Origin of the sequence: Pseudomonas sp. CIP-10 (genome assembly GCF_020911845.1) — a bacterium.
GTDB lineage: Bacteria > Pseudomonadota > Gammaproteobacteria > Pseudomonadales > Pseudomonadaceae > Aquipseudomonas > Aquipseudomonas alloputida.
On the sequence record NZ_CP087160.1, the window covers coordinates 518484 to 537304 of the forward strand.

Genomic DNA, 18821 nt, shown 5'->3' on the forward strand with positions numbered 1-18821 from the left:
CGGATGATGGCATTCTCTCAGTACCCCCGATTTTCGGGCGCTTGCGTCTCTTCTACTCTTTTGCCTACGCAGTCATCCAACAAGAAGGTGCAGGCATGAGCGAGGCGAAGTCGAACGCTGCAACCGGCGAAACGCTGGTCAGCTTCCGTGGTGTGCAGAAGAGCTACGACGGCGAGTCGCTGATCGTCAAAGACCTCAACCTGGATATCCGCAAGGGCGAGTTCCTCACCCTGCTTGGCCCGTCCGGCTCGGGCAAGACCACCAGCCTGATGATGCTGGCGGGCTTCGAGACCCCCACCGCCGGTGAAATCCAGCTTGGCGGCCGCTCGATCAACAACGTGCCGCCGCACAAGCGTGATATCGGCATGGTGTTCCAGAACTACGCGCTGTTTCCGCACATGACCGTGGCCGAGAACCTGGCCTTTCCGCTGACCGTGCGCAACCTGAGCAAGACCGACATCAGCGAGCGGGTCAAACGTGTGCTGAACATGGTCCAGCTCGACGCTTTCGCCAAACGCTACCCCGGCCAGCTGTCTGGCGGCCAGCAGCAGCGTGTGGCGCTGGCCCGGGCATTGGTGTTCGAGCCGCAACTGGTGCTGATGGATGAGCCACTTGGCGCGCTGGACAAGCAGCTACGCGAACACATGCAGATGGAGATCAAGCACATTCACCAGCGCCTGGGTGTAACCGTGGTGTACGTGACCCACGACCAGGGCGAAGCGCTGACCATGTCCGACCGCGTGGCGGTGTTCCACCAGGGCGAAATCCAGCAGATCGCCGACCCGCGCACGCTGTACGAAGAGCCTTGCAACACCTTCGTCGCCAACTTCATCGGCGAGAACAACCGCATCAGCGGCACCCTGCTGGCCAGCGATGGCAAACGTTGCCAGGTGCAGTTGCCTCGCGGTGAGCGGGTCGAGGCGCTGGCGGTGAATGTCGGCCAGGCCGGCGAGCCGGTGACCCTGTCGATACGCCCGGAGCGCGTGCGTCTGAACGGCCACAGTGAAAGCTGCGTGAACCGGTTCTCTGGCCGGGTGGCCGAATTCATTTACCTGGGCGACCACGTGCGGGTGCGTCTGGAGGTTTGCGGCAAAGGCGACTTCTTCGTGAAGCAGCCCATTGCCGAGCTCGACCCGGCGTTGGCCGTGGGCGATGTGGTACCGCTGGGCTGGGAGGTGGAGCACGCCCGCGCGCTCGATCCGATTGCCGAAGCCCATTGATGGATTGCTTCACCAACCCTGTACTGTGGAGAGAATAATAATGCGCAAGCAGTTGAAACTGACCGCCCTGGCTTTGGGGCTGTTCACCGCTGGCCAGGCCATGGCCGCAGACCTCACCGTGATCTCGTTCGGGGGCGCCAACAAGGCTGCCCAGGTCAAAGCGTTCTACGAACCCTGGGAAAAAGCGGGTAATGGCAAGATTGTCGCGGGTGAGTACAACGGCGAAATGGCCAAGGTCAAGGCGATGGTCGACACCAAGAGTGTGTCGTGGAACCTGGTAGAGGTTGAGTCGCCAGAGCTGGCGCGCGGCTGCGACGAGGGCATGTTCGAAGAGCTCGACCCAGCCCTGTTCGGCGATGAGGCCGACTACGTGCCTGGTGCCATTCAGCCTTGCGGCGTGGGCTTCTTCGTCTGGTCCACGGTCATGGCCTACAACGCCGACAAGCTCAAGACCGCCCCCACCAGCTGGGCCGATTTCTGGGACACCAAGCAGTTCCCGGGCAAGCGCGGCCTGCGCAAGGGCGCCAAGTACACAATGGAATTTGCACTGATGGCCGACGGCGTTGCGCCCAAGGACGTCTACAAAGTGCTGGCAACCAAGGAAGGCCAGGACCGCGCCTTCAAGAAACTCGACGAACTCAAGCCCAGCATCCAGTGGTGGGAAGCGGGTGCACAGCCACCGCAGTTCCTGGCCTCTGGCGACGTGGTCATGAGCTCTGCCTACAACGGCCGTATTGCCGCTGTGCAGAAAGAGAGCAACCTCAAGGTGGTGTGGAACGGCGGCATCTACGACTTCGATGCATGGGCAATTCCTAAAGGCGCCAAAAACGTCGAAGAGGCGAAGAAGTTCATCGCCTACAGCGTCAAGCCCGAGCAGCAGAAGATCTACTCCGAAAACATCGCCTATGGCCCGGCCAACTCCAAGGCCGTGAGCCTGCTGTCGGACGACGTGAAGAAAGACATGCCGACCACGCCTGAGAACATTGCCAACCAGGTGCAGATCGACGTGGCGTTCTGGGCCGACAACAGCGAGCAGCTGGAGCAACGCTTCAACGCCTGGGCGGCGAAGAAGTAAACGTCCAGTGTGTGGGGCCGCAACGCGGCCCCCAATTCAGCCTGTATTGCGGAGTTCGCCATGGCCATTGCAGTGCCCCTCAACGAAGGCGCAGGTCCAAGTCTCAAGCAGCGCCTCAAACACGCCGAGCGGGTCAACCGCTGGAAGGCGCAGGCGTTGATCGCGCCGCTGGCGCTGTTTCTTCTGCTGGTGTTCCTGGTGCCGATTGCGGCGCTGCTGTACAAGAGCGTCGGCAACCCTGAAGTGGTCGGCGGCCTGCCGCGCACGGTGGAAATCATCAGCCAGTGGGATGGCAAAAGCCTGCCAGGCGAGGACGTTTACAAGGCGTTGAGCCAGGATTTGGCCGAGTCGCGCAAGAACCAGACCCTTGGTGACCTCTCCAAACGCTTGAACATGGAGCTGGCCGGTTACCGCAGCTTGTTGACCAAGACTGCCCGTGCACTGCCCTTCAAGGCTGAGCCTGCCTCTTATAAAGAGGCGTTGCAGGCTGTCGACGAGCGTTGGGGCGACCCGGCTTATTGGCAGGCGATACGCCGCAATACCAGTTCGGTGACTTCTTTCTACCTGCTGGCCTCGGTGGACCATCGCATCGATGACCTTGGTGAGCTGGCCAAGGCCACCCCGGACCAGGCCATTTACCTGGACATTTTTGTCCGTACCCTGTGGATGGGGGTGGTGATTACCACTATCTGCCTGGTACTGGCCTACCCACTGGCCTACTTGTTGGCCAACCTGCCGACCCGGCAGAGCAACCTGCTGATGATTCTGGTGCTGTTGCCTTTCTGGACATCGATCCTGGTGCGGGTGGCGGCCTGGATCGTGCTGCTGCAGTCGGGCGGGCTGATCAACAGCGCGCTGATGGCCATGGGCATCATCGACCAGCCGCTGGAGCTGGTGTTCAACCGCACAGGTGTCTACATCTCGATGGTGCACATCCTGCTGCCGTTCATGATCCTGCCGCTGTACAGCGTGATGAAGGGTATTTCCCCGAGCTACATGCGTGCGGCGATCTCGCTGGGCTGCCACCCGTTCGCCAGTTTCTGGCGGGTGTACTTCCCGCAGACTTACGCCGGTGTTGGCGCCGGTTGCCTGCTGGTGTTCATCCTTGCCATCGGTTACTACATCACCCCGGCGCTGCTAGGTAGCCCCAACGATCAGATGGTCAGCTACTTCGTCGCCTTCTACACCAACACCAGCATCAACTGGGGCATGGCCACCGCACTGGGCGGGCTGTTGCTGCTGGCGACCGTGCTGTTGTACCTGATCTATAGCTGGCTGGTCGGCGCCAGCCGTCTGCGCCTGAGCTGAGGAGCCTGTCATGCTGAGCCCATACATGTCGCCCGTGGAGCGGGTCTGGTTCTACAGCCTGCGTATTCTCTGCGGCTTGATCCTGCTGTTCCTGATCTTGCCAGTGCTGGTGATCGTGCCGCTGTCGTTCAACAGTGGCAGCTTCCTGGTGTACCCGCTGCAGGGCTTCTCGCTGCAGTGGTATCAGGACTTCTTCGGCTCGGCCGAATGGATGCGGGCGTTGAAAAACAGCATCATCGTTGCCCCAGCGGCCACGGTGCTGGCCATGGTGTTCGGCACGTTGGCGGCCATCGGCCTGACCCGTGGCGATTTCCCCGGCAAGTCGCTGGTGATGGCGCTGGTGATCTCGCCCATGGTGGTGCCGGTAGTGATCATCGGGGTGGCCAGTTACCTGTTCTTCGCCCCTCTGGGCATGGGCAACAGTTTCACCTCGCTGATTCTGGTGCATGCGGTACTGGGTGTGCCGTTCGTCATCATTACCGTGTCGGCGACGCTACAGGGGTTCAACTACAATCTGGTGCGTGCGGCGGCCAGCCTGGGAGCCTCGCCTCTGCTGGCTTTCCGCCGGGTGACCCTGCCGCTGATCGCGCCCGGTGTCATCTCGGGCGCCTTGTTTGCCTTTGCCACCTCGTTTGACGAGGTGGTGGTGACGCTGTTCCTCGCCGGGCCGGAACAGGCAACTCTGCCGCGGCAGATGTTCAGTGGTATTCGCGAGAACCTGAGCCCGACCATTGCCGCGGCGGCGACCTTGCTGATTGCGTTTTCGGTGTTGTTGCTGCTGACCCTGGAATGGTTGCGTGGGCGTAGTGAGAAGCTGAGGACTCAACAGCCAGCTTGATGATGGGTTGCCTGTGCCGGCCTCTTCGCGGCTAAAGTCGCGGAGGCCGGCACAGGTTGCGCTGGTCGACACCAATTGATACCAATCAGCCTTCATCGCTTTCCCTGAGTTACAATGCGCGCCACCGTGACTCTGCCAACAGGTGCGCCATGCAGCCCTACGCTATTGCCCCCTCCATTCTCTCTGCCGATTTTGCCCGCCTGGGTGAGGACGTCGACAAGGTATTGGCTGCGGGTGCAGACATCGTCCACTTCGATGTCATGGACAATCACTATGTCCCCAACCTGACCATCGGTCCGATGGTTTGCACCGCTCTGCGCAAGTACGGCGTTACTGCGCCGATCGACGTGCACCTGATGGTCAGCCCGGTTGACCGCATCATTGGCGACTTTATCGAAGCGGGTGCCACCTACATCACCTTCCACCCTGAAGCCACGCAGCACATCGACCGTTCGCTTCAGCTGATCAAGGATGGTGGTTGCAAGGCCGGCCTGGTGTTCAACCCGGCCACCAGCCTGGACGCCCTGAAGTATGTGATGGACAAGATCGACATGGTGCTGCTGATGAGCGTCAACCCAGGCTTCGGCGGGCAGAAGTTCATCCCCGGCACCCTCGACAAGCTGCGCGAAGCGCGTGCGCTGATCGACGCCAGTGGCCGTGATATCCGTCTGGAGATCGATGGTGGCGTGAACGTCAACAACATCCGCGAGATCGCTGCCGCTGGCGCCGATACCTTCGTGGCCGGCTCGGCGATCTTCAACGCCCCGGACTACCAGGAAGTGATCGCCAAGATGCGCGCCGAACTGGCCCTGGCCCGCCCATGAGTGGCTTCGAGCAGCTGTTCCCGGGGGCGCTGCCAAGGCTGGTAATGTTCGATCTGGACGGTACCCTGATCGATTCCGTGCCTGACCTGGCCGCCGCTGTGGACCGCATGCTGCTCGAACTGGGGCGCCCGCCTGCTGGCCTTGAGGCGGTGCGCCACTGGGTTGGCAATGGCGCCCAGGTGCTGGTGCGCCGCGCGTTGGCGGGCGGCATCGACCATGCCGACGTGGACGATGCGCTGGCAGAACAGGCGCTGGCGCTGTTCATGGACGCTTATGCCGAAAGCCATGAACTTACCGTGGTCTATCCTGGCGTGCGCGACACCCTGCGCTGGCTGCGCAAGCAGGGCGTGGAGATGGCGCTGATTACCAACAAGCCTGAGCGCTTTGTTGGCCCGCTGCTGGACCAGATGAAGATCGGTAATTTCTTCCGCTGGATCATTGGTGGCGACACCCTGCCGCAGAAAAAGCCCGACCCGGCGGCGTTGCTGTTCGTCATGCAGATGGCCGGTGTCACCCCGCAGCAGTCCCTGTTTGTCGGTGATTCGCGCAGTGACGTGCAGGCGGCCAAGGCGGCTGGCGTGCAATGCGTGGGCCTGACCTACGGCTATAACCATGGCCGGCCGATCGACGACGAATCCCCCAGCCTGGTAATCGACGACCTGCGCGCATTGCTGCCCGGTTGCGCAGACCCGGCCACTGGGATAACGTTGGCGGACCTTCAAGCCTCACAAGACAGAGAGTCCACCGTGGCGGTTACTGGCAAATTCTGGATGAAAGTCATCAAGGCCTTGGCCCGTTGGCGTTGGCGCGCCTGACTTCAGCCTGCCGGCGTGTGCCGGCCCGTCCGTTTGCCTGACCTATTGCTGCTTGCCACGAGACCACTCATGAACCGCGAAGAATTCCTGCGCCTGGCCGCTGCCGGCTACAACCGTATTCCCTTGGCCTGTGAAACCTTGGCCGACTTCGACACGCCGCTGTCGATCTACCTGAAACTGGCTGACCAGCCCAACTCGTACCTGCTCGAATCGGTGCAGGGCGGCGAGAAGTGGGGCCGTTACTCGATGATCGGCTTGCCATCGCGCACCGTGATGCGTGTGCATGGCTACCATGTCAGCATCCTGCACGATGGCGTCGAGGTGGAAAGCTGCGAGGTCGAAGACCCGCTGGCATTCGTTGAAACCTTCAAGGACCGCTACAAAGTTGCCGATATCCCTGGCCTGCCGCGTTTCAATGGCGGCCTGGTTGGCTACTTTGGCTACGACTGCGTTCGTTATGTAGAAAAGCGTCTGGGCGCCAGCCCCAACCCGGACCCGCTGGGCGTACCGGATATCCTGCTGATGGTGTCCGACGCGGTGGTGGTGTTCGACAACCTGGCGGGCAAGATGCACGCCATCGTGTTGGTCGACCCCGCTGAAGATCAGGCCTTCGAACAGGGCCAGGCACGTCTGCAAGGTTTGCTGGAAACCTTGCGCCAGCCAATCACCCCACGCCGCGGCCTGGACCTGAGCGGCCCGCCGGCGGCCGAGCCGGCGTTCCGCTCCAGCTACACCCGCGAGGATTACGAAAACGCCGTCGGTCGTATCAAGGAATACATCCTGGCCGGGGACTGTATGCAGGTGGTGCCGTCGCAGCGCATGTCGATCGACTTCAAGGCTGCGCCTATCGACCTGTATCGCGCGCTACGCTGCTTCAACCCGACGCCATATATGTACTTCTTCAACTTCGGTGACTTCCATGTGGTCGGCAGCTCGCCCGAAGTGCTGGTACGTGTCGAGGACAACCTGGTCACCGTGCGCCCGATTGCCGGTACCCGCCCGCGTGGTGCGACCGAAGAGGCCGATCGTGCGCTGGAAGACGACCTGCTGTCGGACGACAAGGAAATTGCCGAGCACCTGATGCTGATCGATCTGGGCCGCAACGATGTCGGCCGTGTGTCTTCGACCGGCAGTGTGCGCCTGACCGAGAAGATGGTGATCGAGCGTTACTCCAACGTGATGCACATTGTTTCCAACGTTACCGGCCAGCTGCGTGAAGGCCTGACGGCGATGGATGCACTGCGGGCGATTCTGCCGGCTGGCACCTTGTCGGGTGCGCCCAAGATCCGCGCGATGGAGATTATCGACGAGCTGGAACCGGTCAAGCGTGGGGTTTACGGCGGTGCTGTCGGCTATTTTGCCTGGAACGGCAACATGGATACCGCAATTGCCATTCGTACTGCGGTGATCAAGGATGGCGAGCTGCATGTGCAGGCCGGTGGCGGCATCGTTGCCGACTCGGTGCCGGCGCTGGAATGGGAAGAAACCATCAACAAGCGCCGGGCGATGTTCCGTGCAGTGGCGTTGGCAGAGCAGACTTCCGCCAGATAAATTGATTGGGGCTGCTGCGCAGCCCATTCGCGGGTAAACCCGCTCCTACAAGGGATGCGCAAGCCTCAGGTATACGGGGCCGTCGTGGGAGCGGGTTCACCCGCGAATGGGTCGGGCCTGCTGGCCAATCTCCACCCGCGGATCACCGTTGCCGCCGCCACCGTATTCGCGGGTAAACCCGCTCCTACAAGGGTTGCGCAAGCCTCAGGTATACGGGGCCGTCGTAGGAGCGGGTTTACCCGCGAATGGGCCGCAAAGCGGCCCCCAGCAATTCAGAAGTCCACGCTAACCCCCACGCTAACGCCCTGCTGCGTCAACTCATCACTCTTGCGCCAATTGTAGTTCCCGCGCAAATGCACCCCTGCCACCAGTTCATGGCTCACACCCAGGCTCGCCCGGGTCAGGTCGCTGTGCGGCGTATACCCGGTCAGGGTGAAATCATTCGCCGGCAAGCTGGTCAGGTGCATCGTCACATCCTGCTCGTCGTCCTCGAACTCATGCTCCTGCGCCACCTCGGCAAAAAGCCGGGTATTTGGCTGTACCTGCACACTGCCCAACAGCCCCACGCCCAGGCGACGTGACGTGCGCTCCTGGTCATCGAAGCCAAGCGCCGTCGAGCGCCCGCTCTTCTCTTCGTAGCCATCCACCTTCACCCGCGCATAGTCGGCACTGATGAAAGGTGCCAACTGCCAGTTGCTGGTGTCGGCCGCCAGGTTGTAGCCCAGCCGCCCGGACATTGCCCAGGCCTCGCCGTCGGTGTCGCCTTTTTCACTGCGGTCATTCACGCCCAGGGCGAAGGTACGCTTGAGGTCGCTGTAGTCCAAGTGCCCGGCGGTCAGCGCCGCGTCGGCCCACCAGCGATCCTGACGGTATTGGGCAAAGGCGCTGGCCATATAGCTGTTCAGCTTGTAGTCCGAATCCTGTTCGCCAGCTTCCAGCTTCTGCCGGTACGCACCGCCGGCCAGGCCCAGGCGCCAGGCGTCGTTCAGGCGATAGCTGCCGCCCACGGTCAGGTTGTAGCCGCGGCCGTCACCGCTGGCCGCGCTGCGCTGGCCGTCGAAGTCCAGGTCCTGAGCGCCACTGGCGACAAAGGCTTGCCATTGGCCAATGGCTTGCCAAGGCGTCTGCCACTGATTGCGCAACTCATCCTGATGAGCCCGCAGGCTGGCGTGGGCCATTTCCGGTAGCAGGGTCAGTTCCCAGGGGGCTGCGAGGATCGAGTAGGCGTAATCGGCAATCAGCTGCTGACCCGCGATGGTCGGGTGGACCGAGTCGTTGAACAGCAGTTTGGTCGGGTCTGGCGTTGTGCCGTTGATACCGTACACCGGGTTTTCCACGCAGCTATCGCCGCTGTAGCAGGTACCGACCAGGTTCTGGTCGCTGGCCAGGCCGAACTGACTGGGGCTGGACAGCGCCTCGCTCAACAGCACAGGGATGTTCAGTGGAATGATCTGGGCATCGATCTGCCCTAGCTGGCTGATCAGTGACTGGTTGAACGCAGCGGAGAGCAGTGACAGTGGGTTTTGCTGTGGCGTGCCGCTGAAATTAGGCGTTTGGCCGAGGTCAGGTAGCAGCCAGACCATGATGTAGCGCGCGCCTCCTTGCTGAAGGGCTTGGGCGCTGGCAGCCAGGCGGGCGCCGGCGGCTACGGCGTCGGCCGGGCTATTCACCAGGCCCTGCAGGAAGTCGTTACCGCCACCTGTCAGGTAATACAAGGCATTTGGGTCGGCGCGCAGGCCGTTGGCCAGGTAGCCGGGGCGCTCGCGCAGCACCAACCCGGCATTGGGGTTTCCTGGTTGGATGACGGTCTCGGACGTTGTCGTGATCGAGTCCAGGATCTGTTGGGTGGTGTACCCGCCAACTGCCCAGTTATTACCATCGGGCTGGATGCCTATGGATGTCGACGGGTTCAGGTCGCCAGGCGCGACGCCCAGGCGGCCACCGAGGATCATCGGTGACACCGGAGCGAAGTTGCCGTCGGCATCGCGGTTGGTGAAACGCGCGCCTGGGGTACCGCCGCTCAGGTCGGGAAACTGCCCTGCATCGGCGAGGCTGTCGCCAAACACGATGAGGGTTGAATAGGGCGAAGGGCCGGCCAACGCCTGGCTACAGGCCAAGGCCAGTGAAGCGAGGGTAAAGCGCAATAACGGGGCTTTTCGCATCAGGGAACATCCTTTTCTTTGTTTTTATCAGGACAACCCCATCGACCTTAGCAAATCGTAGTGCTTCGCTCCCAAGTCCATTCGTTTCCCCGTGTTTACAGGCATATTGCGCCCGTCGCCCCGGTAGGCTACTGTGCCGGGACGTATGAGCGAGACCTATCCTGTGTTGATCGTCAGCAAACTCTTGATGCGCGTAATCAAGGCCCACGCCCGTTGGCGTTGGCGCGCCTGACTTTATCTCCTGCCGGCCCGCCCGGCCCGCCCCCGTTTGCCTTCTCGTTTACCGCCTGTTGTGGCAAAGCCGCGCCTGTGGCTGGTGCAGGAAGGTTCGAATCATGAAGTCAGTAGATTCAAGAGGTTTAACACCATGTTACTGATGATCGACAATTACGACTCATTCACTTACAACGTCGTTCAGTACCTTGGCGAGCTGGGTGCCGAGGTCAAGGTCATTCGCAATGACGAATTGACCATCGCTCAGATCGAGGCCCTCAACCCTGAGCGCATCGTCGTATCCCCGGGCCCATGCACCCCAAGCGAGGCGGGCGTGTCCATCGAGGCCATCCTGCATTTCGCCGGGAAGTTGCCAATCCTCGGCGTATGCCTGGGCCACCAGTCAATCGGGCAGGCCTTTGGCGGCGACGTTGTACGTGCACGCCAGGTCATGCACGGCAAGACCAGCCCGGTATATCACCGCGACCTGGGCGTGTTCGCCAGCCTTAACAACCCGCTGACCGTGACCCGTTACCACTCGCTGGTGGTAAAGCGTGAAACCTTGCCCGACTGCCTGGAAGTGACCGCCTGGACCTCCCATGCCGACGGTTCGGTCGATGAGATCATGGGCCTGCGCCACAAGACGCTGAATATCGAAGGGGTGCAATTCCACCCTGAGTCGATCCTGACCGAGCAGGGCCACGAACTGTTCGCCAACTTCCTCAAGCAGACCGGCGGCCGCCGTTAAGGATCGAACATGGATATCAAGAGTGCGTTGAGCCGTATCGTCGGCCAGTTGGACCTTACTACCGAAGAAATGCGCGAGGTCATGCGCCAGATCATGACCGGTCAGTGCAGCGAGGCGCAGATAGGCGCTTTCCTGATGGGCATGCGCATGAAAAGCGAAAGCATCGACGAAATCGTCGGTGCGGTGTCGGTGATGCGTGAGCTGGCCGAAAAGGTCGAGCTGCAAAGCCTCGATGGTGTCGTCGATATTGTCGGGACCGGCGGTGATGGCGCCAACATCTTCAACGTGTCCACCGCTTCGTCTTTCGTCCTGGCGGCGGCGGGTTGCCCCGTGGCCAAGCATGGTAACCGCGCAGTATCGGGCAAGAGCGGCAGTGCCGACCTGCTGGAAGCTGCCGGCATCTACCTGAACCTGACGCCGACTCAAGTGGCACGCTGCATCGACAGCCTGGGCATCGGCTTCATGTTCGCGCAAAGTCACCACTCGGCCATGAAACATGCCGCTGGCCCACGTCGAGAACTGGGGTTGCGCACCCTGTTCAATATGCTCGGCCCGCTTACGAATCCGGCCGGAGTGAAGCACCAGGTGGTCGGTGTGTTCGCACAAACCCTTTGCCGCCCGCTGGCTGAGGTGCTGCAGCGCCTGGGGAGCAAGCATGTGCTGGTCGTGCACTCGAAGGATGGTCTGGACGAGTTCAGCCTGGCTGCGCCCACCTTCGTTGCCGAACTGAAAAACGGCGAAATCACTGAATATTGGGTAGAGCCGGAAGACCTCGGCATGAAGAGCCAGAGCCTTCATGGCCTGGCTGTCGAGAGCCCTCAGGCTTCGCTGGAGTTGATCCGCGATGCGCTGGGCCGGCGCAAGACCGAGGACGGTCAGAAGGCCGCCGAGATGATCGTGCTTAATGCCGGCGCGGCGCTGTATGCCGCTGACCATGCCATGAGCCTGAAAGCCGGTGTAGAACTGGCCCATGATGTACTGCACACCGGCTTGGCCTGGGAAAAGCTGCAGGAATTGGGTGCCTTTACTGCAGTATTCAAGGTGGAGAACGAAGCATGAGTGTGCCGACGGTGCTGGAAAGGATCATTGCCCGCAAGTTTCAGGAAGTGGCCGAGCGCAGTGCGCGCGTCAGCCTCGCCGAACTGGAGGGCCTGGCCAAGGCCGCTGACGCCCCGCGAGGCTTCGCCAACGCGCTGATCGAGCAGGCCAAGCGCAAGCAGCCAGCGGTGATTGCCGAAATCAAGAAAGCGTCGCCAAGCAAGGGCGTGATCCGCGAGCACTTCGTGCCAGCGGAAATCGCGGTCAGCTACGAGAAGGGCGGGGCCACCTGCCTGTCGGTGTTGACCGATGTCGATTATTTCCAGGGTGCCGATGAGTACTTGCAGCAGGCCCGCGCGGCGGTTTCGCTGCCGGTGATCCGCAAGGACTTCATGGTCGACCCTTACCAGATCGTCGAAGCCCGGGCCCTGGGCGCAGATTGCGTACTGCTGATCGTGTCGGCGCTGGATGACGTGAAGATGGCTGAACTGGCGGCCACCGCCAAGGACGTCGGCCTCGACGTGCTGGTAGAAGTGCACGATGGTGATGAACTGGAGCGCGCGCTGAAAACCCTGGATACACCGCTGGTTGGGGTGAACAACCGCAACCTGCACACCTTCGAAGTCAGCCTGGAAACCACCCTTGACCTGCTGCCGCGCATTCCGCGTGACCGTCTGGCGATTACCGAAAGCGGTATTCTCAACCGGGCCGATGTGGAGCTGATGGCAATCAACGAGGTTTACTCGTTCCTGGTGGGAGAGGCGTTCATGCGCGCCGAGCAGCCTGGCCTGGAATTACAGCGGCTGTTCTTCCCCGAGCAGGTGAAGAAGACTGTTCAGCAACTGGACTGATCAAATGAAGCCGGCGTTTTTGCCGGCTTTTTTGTACCTGTAATGGCCGTGTCGCGGGCAAGCCCGCCCCCACACAGGTACGCGCCCTGTTGTAGGAGCGGGTTAACCCGCGAAGAGGCCCTTGAAATCAACATCATAGGTGGATCAATGACCGATCAACCCCTGGCCCTGAGCGTCGAACAAGGCCTGCACGCCGAGCAGGAACTGCTGGCCGCCGTCTGCCTCGGCGAACGCGAGAATGGTGTGCTGTTCTGGCGCCCCACCGACCACGCGCTGGTCATGCCTCGACGCATGAGCCGGCTGGGCAACTTCGAGGTCGCCTGCGCGGAATTGGCTATTGCTGGCTGGCCGGTGCTGCTGCGAGAAACTGGCGGTGAGCCGGTGCCTCAGTCGCATTCGACGGTGAACGTTGCACTGGTCTACGCCGCGCCGCGCAGTGAAGGCGACCACGGCCGTATCGAAAATGCCTACGAGCGCCTGTGTCTGCCGCTGTGCGATGTGCTGCGCGAGTGGGGCGGGGTGGCGTCAGTCGGGGAAATCGACGGGGCCTTCTGCGATGGCCGCTACAACGTCAACCTCAATGGCCGCAAATTGGTGGGTACCGCCCAGCGCTGGCGTCAGGGCCTGGGTGGCAAGCGCCCTGTGGTGCTGGTGCACGGTGCGCTGCTGCTGGACAACGAGCGTGAGTCGATGGTGGCGGCGGTCAACCGCTTCAACGAGTGCTGTGAGCTGGAGCAACGCTGTCGCGCCGATGCGCACATCGCCCTGCACGAAGTGGCGCCGGCAGCGCCCTGGTTCGAGCGCCTTTCGCAGGCCTACGCCAAGGTGCTGGCCGAGTTGCCCAAGGACTAGCGGGTACCGTGGACCACCATGGTCTTGCCCTTGACCTGCACCAGGCTGCGTTCCTCGAGGTCTTTGAGAACGCGGCCGACCATTTCCCGAGAGCAACCGACGATTCGGCCGATTTCCTGACGGGTAATCTTGATTTGCATGCCATCGGGGTGGGTCATGGCGTCGGGCTGCTTGCACAGTTCCAGCAGGCAACGGGCAACTCGCCCGGTCACGTCGAAAAATGCCAAATCGCCAACCTTGCGCGTAGTGTTGCGCAGGCGCTGGGCCATTTGACTGCCCAGGGCGTAGAGGATTTCAGGGTCCTGGCGCGCCAGTTCGCGAAACTTTTCGTAGCTGATTTCGGCCACTTCGCATTCGGTCTTGGCGCGTACCCAGGCACTGCGCTGCTGCTCGCCATCAACGGGCTCGAACAGGCCTAGCTCGCCAAAGAAATCGCCATTGTTGAGGTAGGCGATGATCATTTCATGGCCGTCGTCGTCCTCGATGAGGATGGTGACCGAACCCTTGATGATAAAAGACAGTGTCTCGGCCCGGTCGCCGGCGCAGATGATGTTGCTTTTGGCGGTGTAGCGGCGGCGCTGGCAGTGTACCAGCAGCTTGTCGATGTTCTTTATCTTGGCGGGTAGGGCGGAGGCAACCATCACGAAATCCTGTTCGATACGACGCATAGGCTTTTTATAGAGGTTGGCTGACGGAGAGCGCCAGTCATTTGGCGCCAGCTTATCAGACACTACGAGATGTTTCGGTACTAAACCGACACATCTCGTGCTTTTCCCACAGCCGCACAAGGTCTAAGCTGACACCCTTTTCCGAAAATCAGGAGTCCGGGTAGATGAAGGCACGTATCCAGTGGGCCGGTGAGGCAATGTTCCTCGGCGAATCGGGGAGCGGCCATGTCGTCGTAATGGACGGCCCGCCCGAGGCCGGCGGCCGCAACCTGGGCGTGCGACCGATGGAAATGCTGTTGCTGGGCCTGGGTGGCTGCAGCAGCTTTGACGTGGTGAGCATTCTGAAGAAGTCGCGCCAGGCAGTGGAAAGCTGTGAGGCATTTCTGGAGGCAGAGCGCGCCAGCGAAGACCCGAAGGTGTTCACCAAGATTCACATGAACTTCGTGGTGAAGGGGCGGGGGCTGAAAGAAGCGCAGGTCAAGCGGGCAGTGGAACTGTCGGCGGAAAAGTATTGCTCGGCTTCGATCATGCTCGAGCGTGCCGGGGTTGAGATTACCCATGGGTATGAAATCGTAGAGCTGGGTTAAGGCTTAGATTCCAGGGCCGCTTTGCAGCCCTTGTGGAAGCGGGTGAGCCCGCTCCCACCTGCGGCCCGGGTGAGCTTCAGTCGCGCAGGGCCGGAAGGGCCATCCGCAACCATTGCGGAAGACTGCTTCTTAGCGCCTGGCTCAACCGCTCCCGGCGCTTTTGGTAAACCAGGCCAAGCCAGATAACCCCCAGCCCGATCATGGTCAGCACCAACGGGAACAGCAACGACTGGGCAAACACCTCGTACGACAGATATCCCAGATAAGCCGCCACCCCCAGCGCACCAAACACCATGAACACCGGCCGACGCAGCAGCACCGCCATGCCCATCAGCGCAATGTTGATCAGGCAGTACATGGCCTTGCCCAACTCACTGCCGCTGTCCAGTAGCGTCAACCCGCCCCAGAACGCTGCCAGCCCGGCGAGGTAACCCCAACGGGCGTAGTCCTCACGTGTGCGGCCGTCTATCACGAGGAAAACCACCAGCAAGCCCAGCCCAAACCACAGGGAGACGTGGCGACGCTGCTCCCAACTGAACGGTGAGCCGAAGAACCACTCGCTAAGGTCCATCGACATGAACCACAAGGCCACGGCCATTGGCATGACGACGAACGGGTAGGGGATCAGTCGCAGCATTAGCAGCCCGGCAAGCACCGTGGCTGCCTCCATCGCCAGCCAGCCGCCTTGCACGTAGGTGTAGTACTGGTGGTAGTCAGCCTGCGCATCGTTTAGTGGCCACCAGCCGAGCATGCGTTCGATAGCGAATACCGCCAGCGGCACGATGCTGACGGCTACTGCTGCCAGCACGCCAGCAGCGACGGGCTGGGCGCGGCGTTGCAGATTGAGGGCGAACAAGGTGAACAGCAGGATATAGAGGCTGGCGATGATCAACAGCGCGCCGTCACCGAGGCTCATCCAGGCCTCGGTGAGCAACCAGCCCATTGCCGCCATGATCAGCATGGCGCCAAAGTAGAAGGCAACATGGGCCAGCTGAAAGCTGCCACGTGGTGCGGGTTGCTGGCGCAGGAATGCCAACAGGCTTTGGTCCTGGCCTGGTTGGAGAATGCCTGCTTGCACGGCGCGCGCCAGGTCCTTGGCGTCGAATCGATCCGTCATGGTGATGCCTTCAGATGCGGTATGTGCTCTTGGTCATGACCTTGGCCAGCAAGCTCATGCCAAAGCGGACGGGGGCCGGGAAGCGATAACCACCGGCTTCCAGTGCAGACTCGGCGTGCTGCTCTTCGTCGATGCGCATCTGCTCGAGAATGGCCCGGGATTTTTCATCTTCGTGCGGGAGTTGCTCCAGGTGCTCGTCGAGGTGTTTGCACACCTGATGTTCGGTAGCGGCGACGAAGCCCAGGCTGACCTTGTCGCTGACCAGCCCGGCCAGTGCGCCAATGCCGAACGACATGCCGTAGAACAGAGGGTTGAGCACGCTCGGGTGGCTGTTCAGCTGGCGAATGCGCTGCTCGCACCAGGCCAGGTGGTCGATTTCTTCCTCAGCGGCATGCTCCATGGCCTTGCGCACTTCGGGCAGCTTGGCGGTCAGGGCCTGGCCTTGGTACAACGCCTGGGCGCAGACTTCACCGGTATGGTTGATGCGCATCAGCCCGGCAATATGGCGGGCCTGTTGCTCGTCCAGGTCAACGTCTGGCTGGACGATGGCCGGCGATGGCCGGGCAGGTTGGCCGCTGAAAGGCAGCAAGGTGCGCATGGCGGTATCGGCCTGCAGCAACAAGCGGTCGAGCGGCGAGTAGTGACGTTCGGTAGCCATCGGGCACCTCCGCAAGAATGTGCCCGACAGTTTACCGCAATAGCGGCGGGGTCGCTTGCCGTGGGTCAGCCCGGTGGCCAGTTCATCTGGCGCTGGCCAAGCACGTGCATATGGATGTGGTAGACAGTCTGGCCGCCTTTGGGGTTGCAGTTCATGACCACGCGGAAACCTTCCTCGCAGCCTTGTTCGACAGCCAGGCGCTGGGCGGTGAACAGGATGTGGCCAGCCAGGGCCTTGTCTTCTTCGGTCAGGTCATTGAGGGTGCGAATGTGCTTTTTCGGGATGACCAGAAAATGTACCGGTGCCGCGGGTGCAATGTCCTTGAAGGCCAGGATCTGGTCGTCTTCATAGATGATATCTGCCGGGATTTCCCGGTTGATGATTTTGAGGAATAGATCGTCCACAGCACTTGCTCCATGGTGAGGGTCGGGCCGAGTGTACTCAGCCGGGCGCCGCTCGCCCAGTGGCTATTCCATGCCTAAGGGGCAATAGCGGCGGTGGATGGCCCCGGCCAGCTTGCGCACCAGCCAGCGCGGCAACAGCCGCGGTGCGAACGCCAGCCAGCGGTTGCGCCGGCCAGGCATGATCAGTGCGCGGTTCTTGTCCAGTGCCCGCACGGTGTACAGCGCCACTTCCTCGGGGCTGAGACAGCGCGGCTTGCCATCGAGCCGCGCAATGCGCCGGCGTGCGGAACGTACCGGGCCAGGGCACAGTACAGAGACCTTGATGCCGGTGCGCTTGAGTTCTTCGCGCAGGGCCTGTGAAAAGCTCAGCACATAGGCCTTGCTGGCGGCATAGGCGGCCATCCATGGGCCAGGCGCCACCCCGGCCAGGCCGGCGACGTTGAGAATCTGCCCGCCACCCTGCACAGCCATCAGGTTACCGATGGCGTGACACAGGCGGCTCAGGGCCAGCACGTTGACTTCCAGCAGATCCTGTTCGTCGGCCCATTCATGGGCCAGGAACGGCCCATAGGTGCGCAAGCCCGCGCAGTTGACCAGCAAATCGATACGCCGCTCACCTTCTTCCAGCTCGAGCACGAAGCCTGAAAGGCGCAACGGCTGACTGAGGTCGCAGGCGCGGAACAGCACCTCGACACCGAAACGCTGGGTCAGCTCGATGGCGACAGGCTCCAGCGTTTCTCGTTGGCGTGCCACCAGGATCAGATTGCGCCCGCGCCGTGCCAGCGCTTCCGCCAAGGCCAGGCCCAGGCCGCTGGAAGCACCAGTGATCATGGCGTAACGGGTCATGCAAGGCTCCTGGGGGCGGAAGAGGGCGCCTAGTGTACAACTTGCCCGTGCAAGGTGTTGCCTTTTGCTACAAGGCGCGGGCGCGCAAAACCTGGCAGCGTTCCAGGGCTTGTCGGTACTCGCCATGCAGGCGCTCGATCAATGCGCTGGCGCTGGGCAGGTCATGGATTGCACCGACGCCCTGGCCCGCTGACCATACGGTCTTCCAGGCCTTGGCTTCGTCATCGATCGGCTTGAGCTTGCCTTGCACCTGCCCGCCTTTGAGGGCGTTCATGTCGTAGCCGGCCTGCTCCAGGCTCTGGCGCAGGAAGCTGGCGGGGATGCCGGACACCACGGGTGTGTGGATGATGTCGGCGGCATGGGCGTTCAGCAGCATCTGTTTGTAGGCGCCCTGAGCCTGGCTTTCTGTGGTGGCGATGAAGCGCGTGCCCATGTACGCCAGGTCCGCCCCCAGCAGTTGTGCGGCCAGGATTTCGTGGCCGTGGTTAATGCAACCAGCCAGCAGCAGGGTCTTGTCGAAGAACTGGCGAATTTCTGCGGCCAGGGCGAACGGGCTCCAGGTGCCGGCATGGCCGCCTGCGCCTGCGGCGACGGCGATAAGGCCATCGACACCCGCTTCGGCGGCTTTTTCGGCATGCCGGCGGGTGGTGACATCGTGGAGCACCAGGCCGCCGTAGCCGTGTACGGCATCGACCACTTCCTTTACTGCCCCCAGGCTGGTGATAACGATTGGTACACGGTGTTCGACGCACAAGGCCAAGTCGGCCTGCAGGCGCGGGTTGGTCGGGTGGACGATCAGGTTGACTGCGTAGGGCGCTGGCGCCTGCAGTTGAGCCAGGCCTGCCTCGATCTCTTCCAGCCAAGCCTTGAAGCCAGCGCTGTCGCGTTGGTTCAGGGCCGGGAAACTGCCAACCACGCCGCTGGCGCAGCAGGCCAGCACCAATTGGGGGTTGGAGATGAGGAACATCGGTGCGGCAACCACGGGCAGCCGCAGGCGTTGTTCGAGCGAGGCAGGTAGCGACATGGCAAGGCTCCTTGAGCGGGTG

Annotated in this window: 19 protein-coding genes; 12 read left to right on the top strand and 7 right to left on the bottom strand. The window is 61.9% G+C overall.

From position 1 onward, the window contains the following. Positions 1 to 95 precede the first annotated feature (95 nt). The 7 genes from LMH93_RS02265 to trpE all read left to right on the top strand — a co-directional run bounded on the left by LMH93_RS02265 (position 96) and on the right by trpE (position 7631). Positions 96 to 1220, top strand: a complete 1125-nt coding sequence (locus LMH93_RS02265; RefSeq protein ID WP_003255547.1) for an ABC transporter ATP-binding protein — start codon at positions 96 to 98, stop codon at positions 1218 to 1220. 40 nt (positions 1221 to 1260) lie between these two features. Then, complete coding sequence (locus tag LMH93_RS02270) at positions 1261 to 2295, top strand: ABC transporter substrate-binding protein (RefSeq protein ID WP_108191989.1); 1035 nt, start codon at positions 1261 to 1263, stop codon at positions 2293 to 2295. Positions 2296 to 2355: 60 nt separating this feature from the next. After that, entirely contained in the window at positions 2356 to 3603 is a 1248-nt protein-coding gene (locus LMH93_RS02275; protein WP_010951751.1) for an ABC transporter permease, read from the top strand. A 10-nt stretch (positions 3604 to 3613) separates the two neighbouring features. Beyond that, positions 3614 to 4441, top strand: coding sequence for an ABC transporter permease (locus LMH93_RS02280; protein WP_003255542.1), 828 nt, complete (start codon positions 3614 to 3616; stop codon positions 4439 to 4441). A 149-nt stretch (positions 4442 to 4590) separates the two neighbouring features. Then, positions 4591 to 5265 carry a ribulose-phosphate 3-epimerase gene (gene rpe / locus LMH93_RS02285; protein WP_003255539.1) on the top strand — a complete coding sequence of 225 codons (675 nt, stop codon included), beginning with the start codon at positions 4591 to 4593 and terminating at the stop codon, positions 5263 to 5265. After that, positions 5262 to 6080 carry a phosphoglycolate phosphatase gene (locus tag LMH93_RS02290; RefSeq protein ID WP_054888495.1) on the top strand — a complete coding sequence of 273 codons (819 nt, stop codon included), beginning with the start codon at positions 5262 to 5264 and terminating at the stop codon, positions 6078 to 6080. Before rpe ends, LMH93_RS02290 begins: the two co-directional genes overlap by 4 nt. A gap of 69 nt (positions 6081 to 6149) precedes the next feature. Further along, positions 6150 to 7631, top strand: a complete 1482-nt coding sequence (gene trpE, locus LMH93_RS02295) for an anthranilate synthase component I (RefSeq protein WP_003255536.1) — start codon at positions 6150 to 6152, stop codon at positions 7629 to 7631. A 272-nt stretch (positions 7632 to 7903) separates the two neighbouring features. Here the strand turns inward: trpE and estP are convergent, their stop codons facing one another. Beyond that, positions 7904 to 9793, bottom strand: coding sequence for an esterase EstP (gene estP, locus LMH93_RS02300; protein ID WP_230064807.1), 1890 nt, complete (start codon positions 9791 to 9793; stop codon positions 7904 to 7906). Positions 9794 to 10160: 367 nt separating this feature from the next. Between estP and LMH93_RS02305 the strand changes: the two genes are divergently transcribed. The 4 genes from LMH93_RS02305 to LMH93_RS02320 all read left to right on the top strand — a co-directional run bounded on the left by LMH93_RS02305 (position 10161) and on the right by LMH93_RS02320 (position 13495). Beyond that, a complete protein-coding gene (locus LMH93_RS02305; protein WP_004574924.1) occupies positions 10161 to 10754 on the top strand; it encodes an aminodeoxychorismate/anthranilate synthase component II in 594 nt (197 codons plus the stop codon). A 9-nt stretch (positions 10755 to 10763) separates the two neighbouring features. Next, positions 10764 to 11813 (top strand): anthranilate phosphoribosyltransferase, encoded by a 1050-nt coding sequence (gene trpD / locus LMH93_RS02310; protein ID WP_003255529.1) that lies wholly within the window; start codon positions 10764 to 10766, stop codon positions 11811 to 11813. Continuing rightward, positions 11810 to 12643, top strand: a complete 834-nt coding sequence (trpC, locus tag LMH93_RS02315; RefSeq protein ID WP_003255528.1) for an indole-3-glycerol phosphate synthase TrpC — start codon at positions 11810 to 11812, stop codon at positions 12641 to 12643. The genes trpD and trpC overlap by 4 nt, the downstream gene beginning before the upstream one ends. Positions 12644 to 12790: 147 nt before the next feature. Beyond that, a complete protein-coding gene (locus LMH93_RS02320; RefSeq protein WP_004574928.1) occupies positions 12791 to 13495 on the top strand; it encodes a lipoate--protein ligase family protein in 705 nt (234 codons plus the stop codon). On the opposite strand, the gene crp is transcribed toward LMH93_RS02320, so the two are convergent. Next, a complete protein-coding gene (gene crp / locus LMH93_RS02325; protein ID WP_003255524.1) occupies positions 13492 to 14136 on the bottom strand; it encodes a cAMP-activated global transcriptional regulator CRP in 645 nt (214 codons plus the stop codon). The genes LMH93_RS02320 and crp overlap by 4 nt on opposite strands. A 191-nt stretch (positions 14137 to 14327) precedes the next feature. On the opposite strand from crp, the gene LMH93_RS02330 reads away from it, so the two are divergent. Continuing rightward, the gene (locus LMH93_RS02330) at positions 14328 to 14750 is read left to right on the top strand and encodes an OsmC family protein (RefSeq protein WP_004376171.1); all 423 of its coding nucleotides are present in this window, start codon (positions 14328 to 14330) and stop codon (positions 14748 to 14750) included. Positions 14751 to 14826: 76 nt separating this feature from the next. Here the strand turns inward: LMH93_RS02330 and LMH93_RS02335 are convergent, their stop codons facing one another. From LMH93_RS02335 to LMH93_RS02355, 5 genes are all read right to left on the bottom strand, one after another. After that, entirely contained in the window at positions 14827 to 15867 is a 1041-nt protein-coding gene (locus LMH93_RS02335) for a DUF2157 domain-containing protein (RefSeq protein ID WP_185279914.1), read from the bottom strand. A 10-nt stretch (positions 15868 to 15877) separates the two neighbouring features. Beyond that, positions 15878 to 16525 (bottom strand): 2-polyprenyl-3-methyl-6-methoxy-1,4-benzoquinone monooxygenase, encoded by a 648-nt coding sequence (coq7, locus tag LMH93_RS02340; protein ID WP_003255520.1) that lies wholly within the window; start codon positions 16523 to 16525, stop codon positions 15878 to 15880. Between the two features lie 65 nt (positions 16526 to 16590). After that, positions 16591 to 16929: a histidine triad nucleotide-binding protein gene (locus LMH93_RS02345; protein WP_003255518.1), complete on the bottom strand. Its 339-nt coding sequence runs from the start codon at positions 16927 to 16929 to the stop codon at positions 16591 to 16593. Positions 16930 to 16992: 63 nt separating this feature from the next. Next, positions 16993 to 17775 (bottom strand): SDR family NAD(P)-dependent oxidoreductase, encoded by a 783-nt coding sequence (locus tag LMH93_RS02350; protein ID WP_003255516.1) that lies wholly within the window; start codon positions 17773 to 17775, stop codon positions 16993 to 16995. Positions 17776 to 17842: 67 nt separating this feature from the next. After that, the gene (locus tag LMH93_RS02355; RefSeq protein ID WP_070096557.1) at positions 17843 to 18799 is read right to left on the bottom strand and encodes an NAD(P)H-dependent flavin oxidoreductase; all 957 of its coding nucleotides are present in this window, start codon (positions 18797 to 18799) and stop codon (positions 17843 to 17845) included. Positions 18800 to 18821 lie beyond the last annotated feature (22 nt).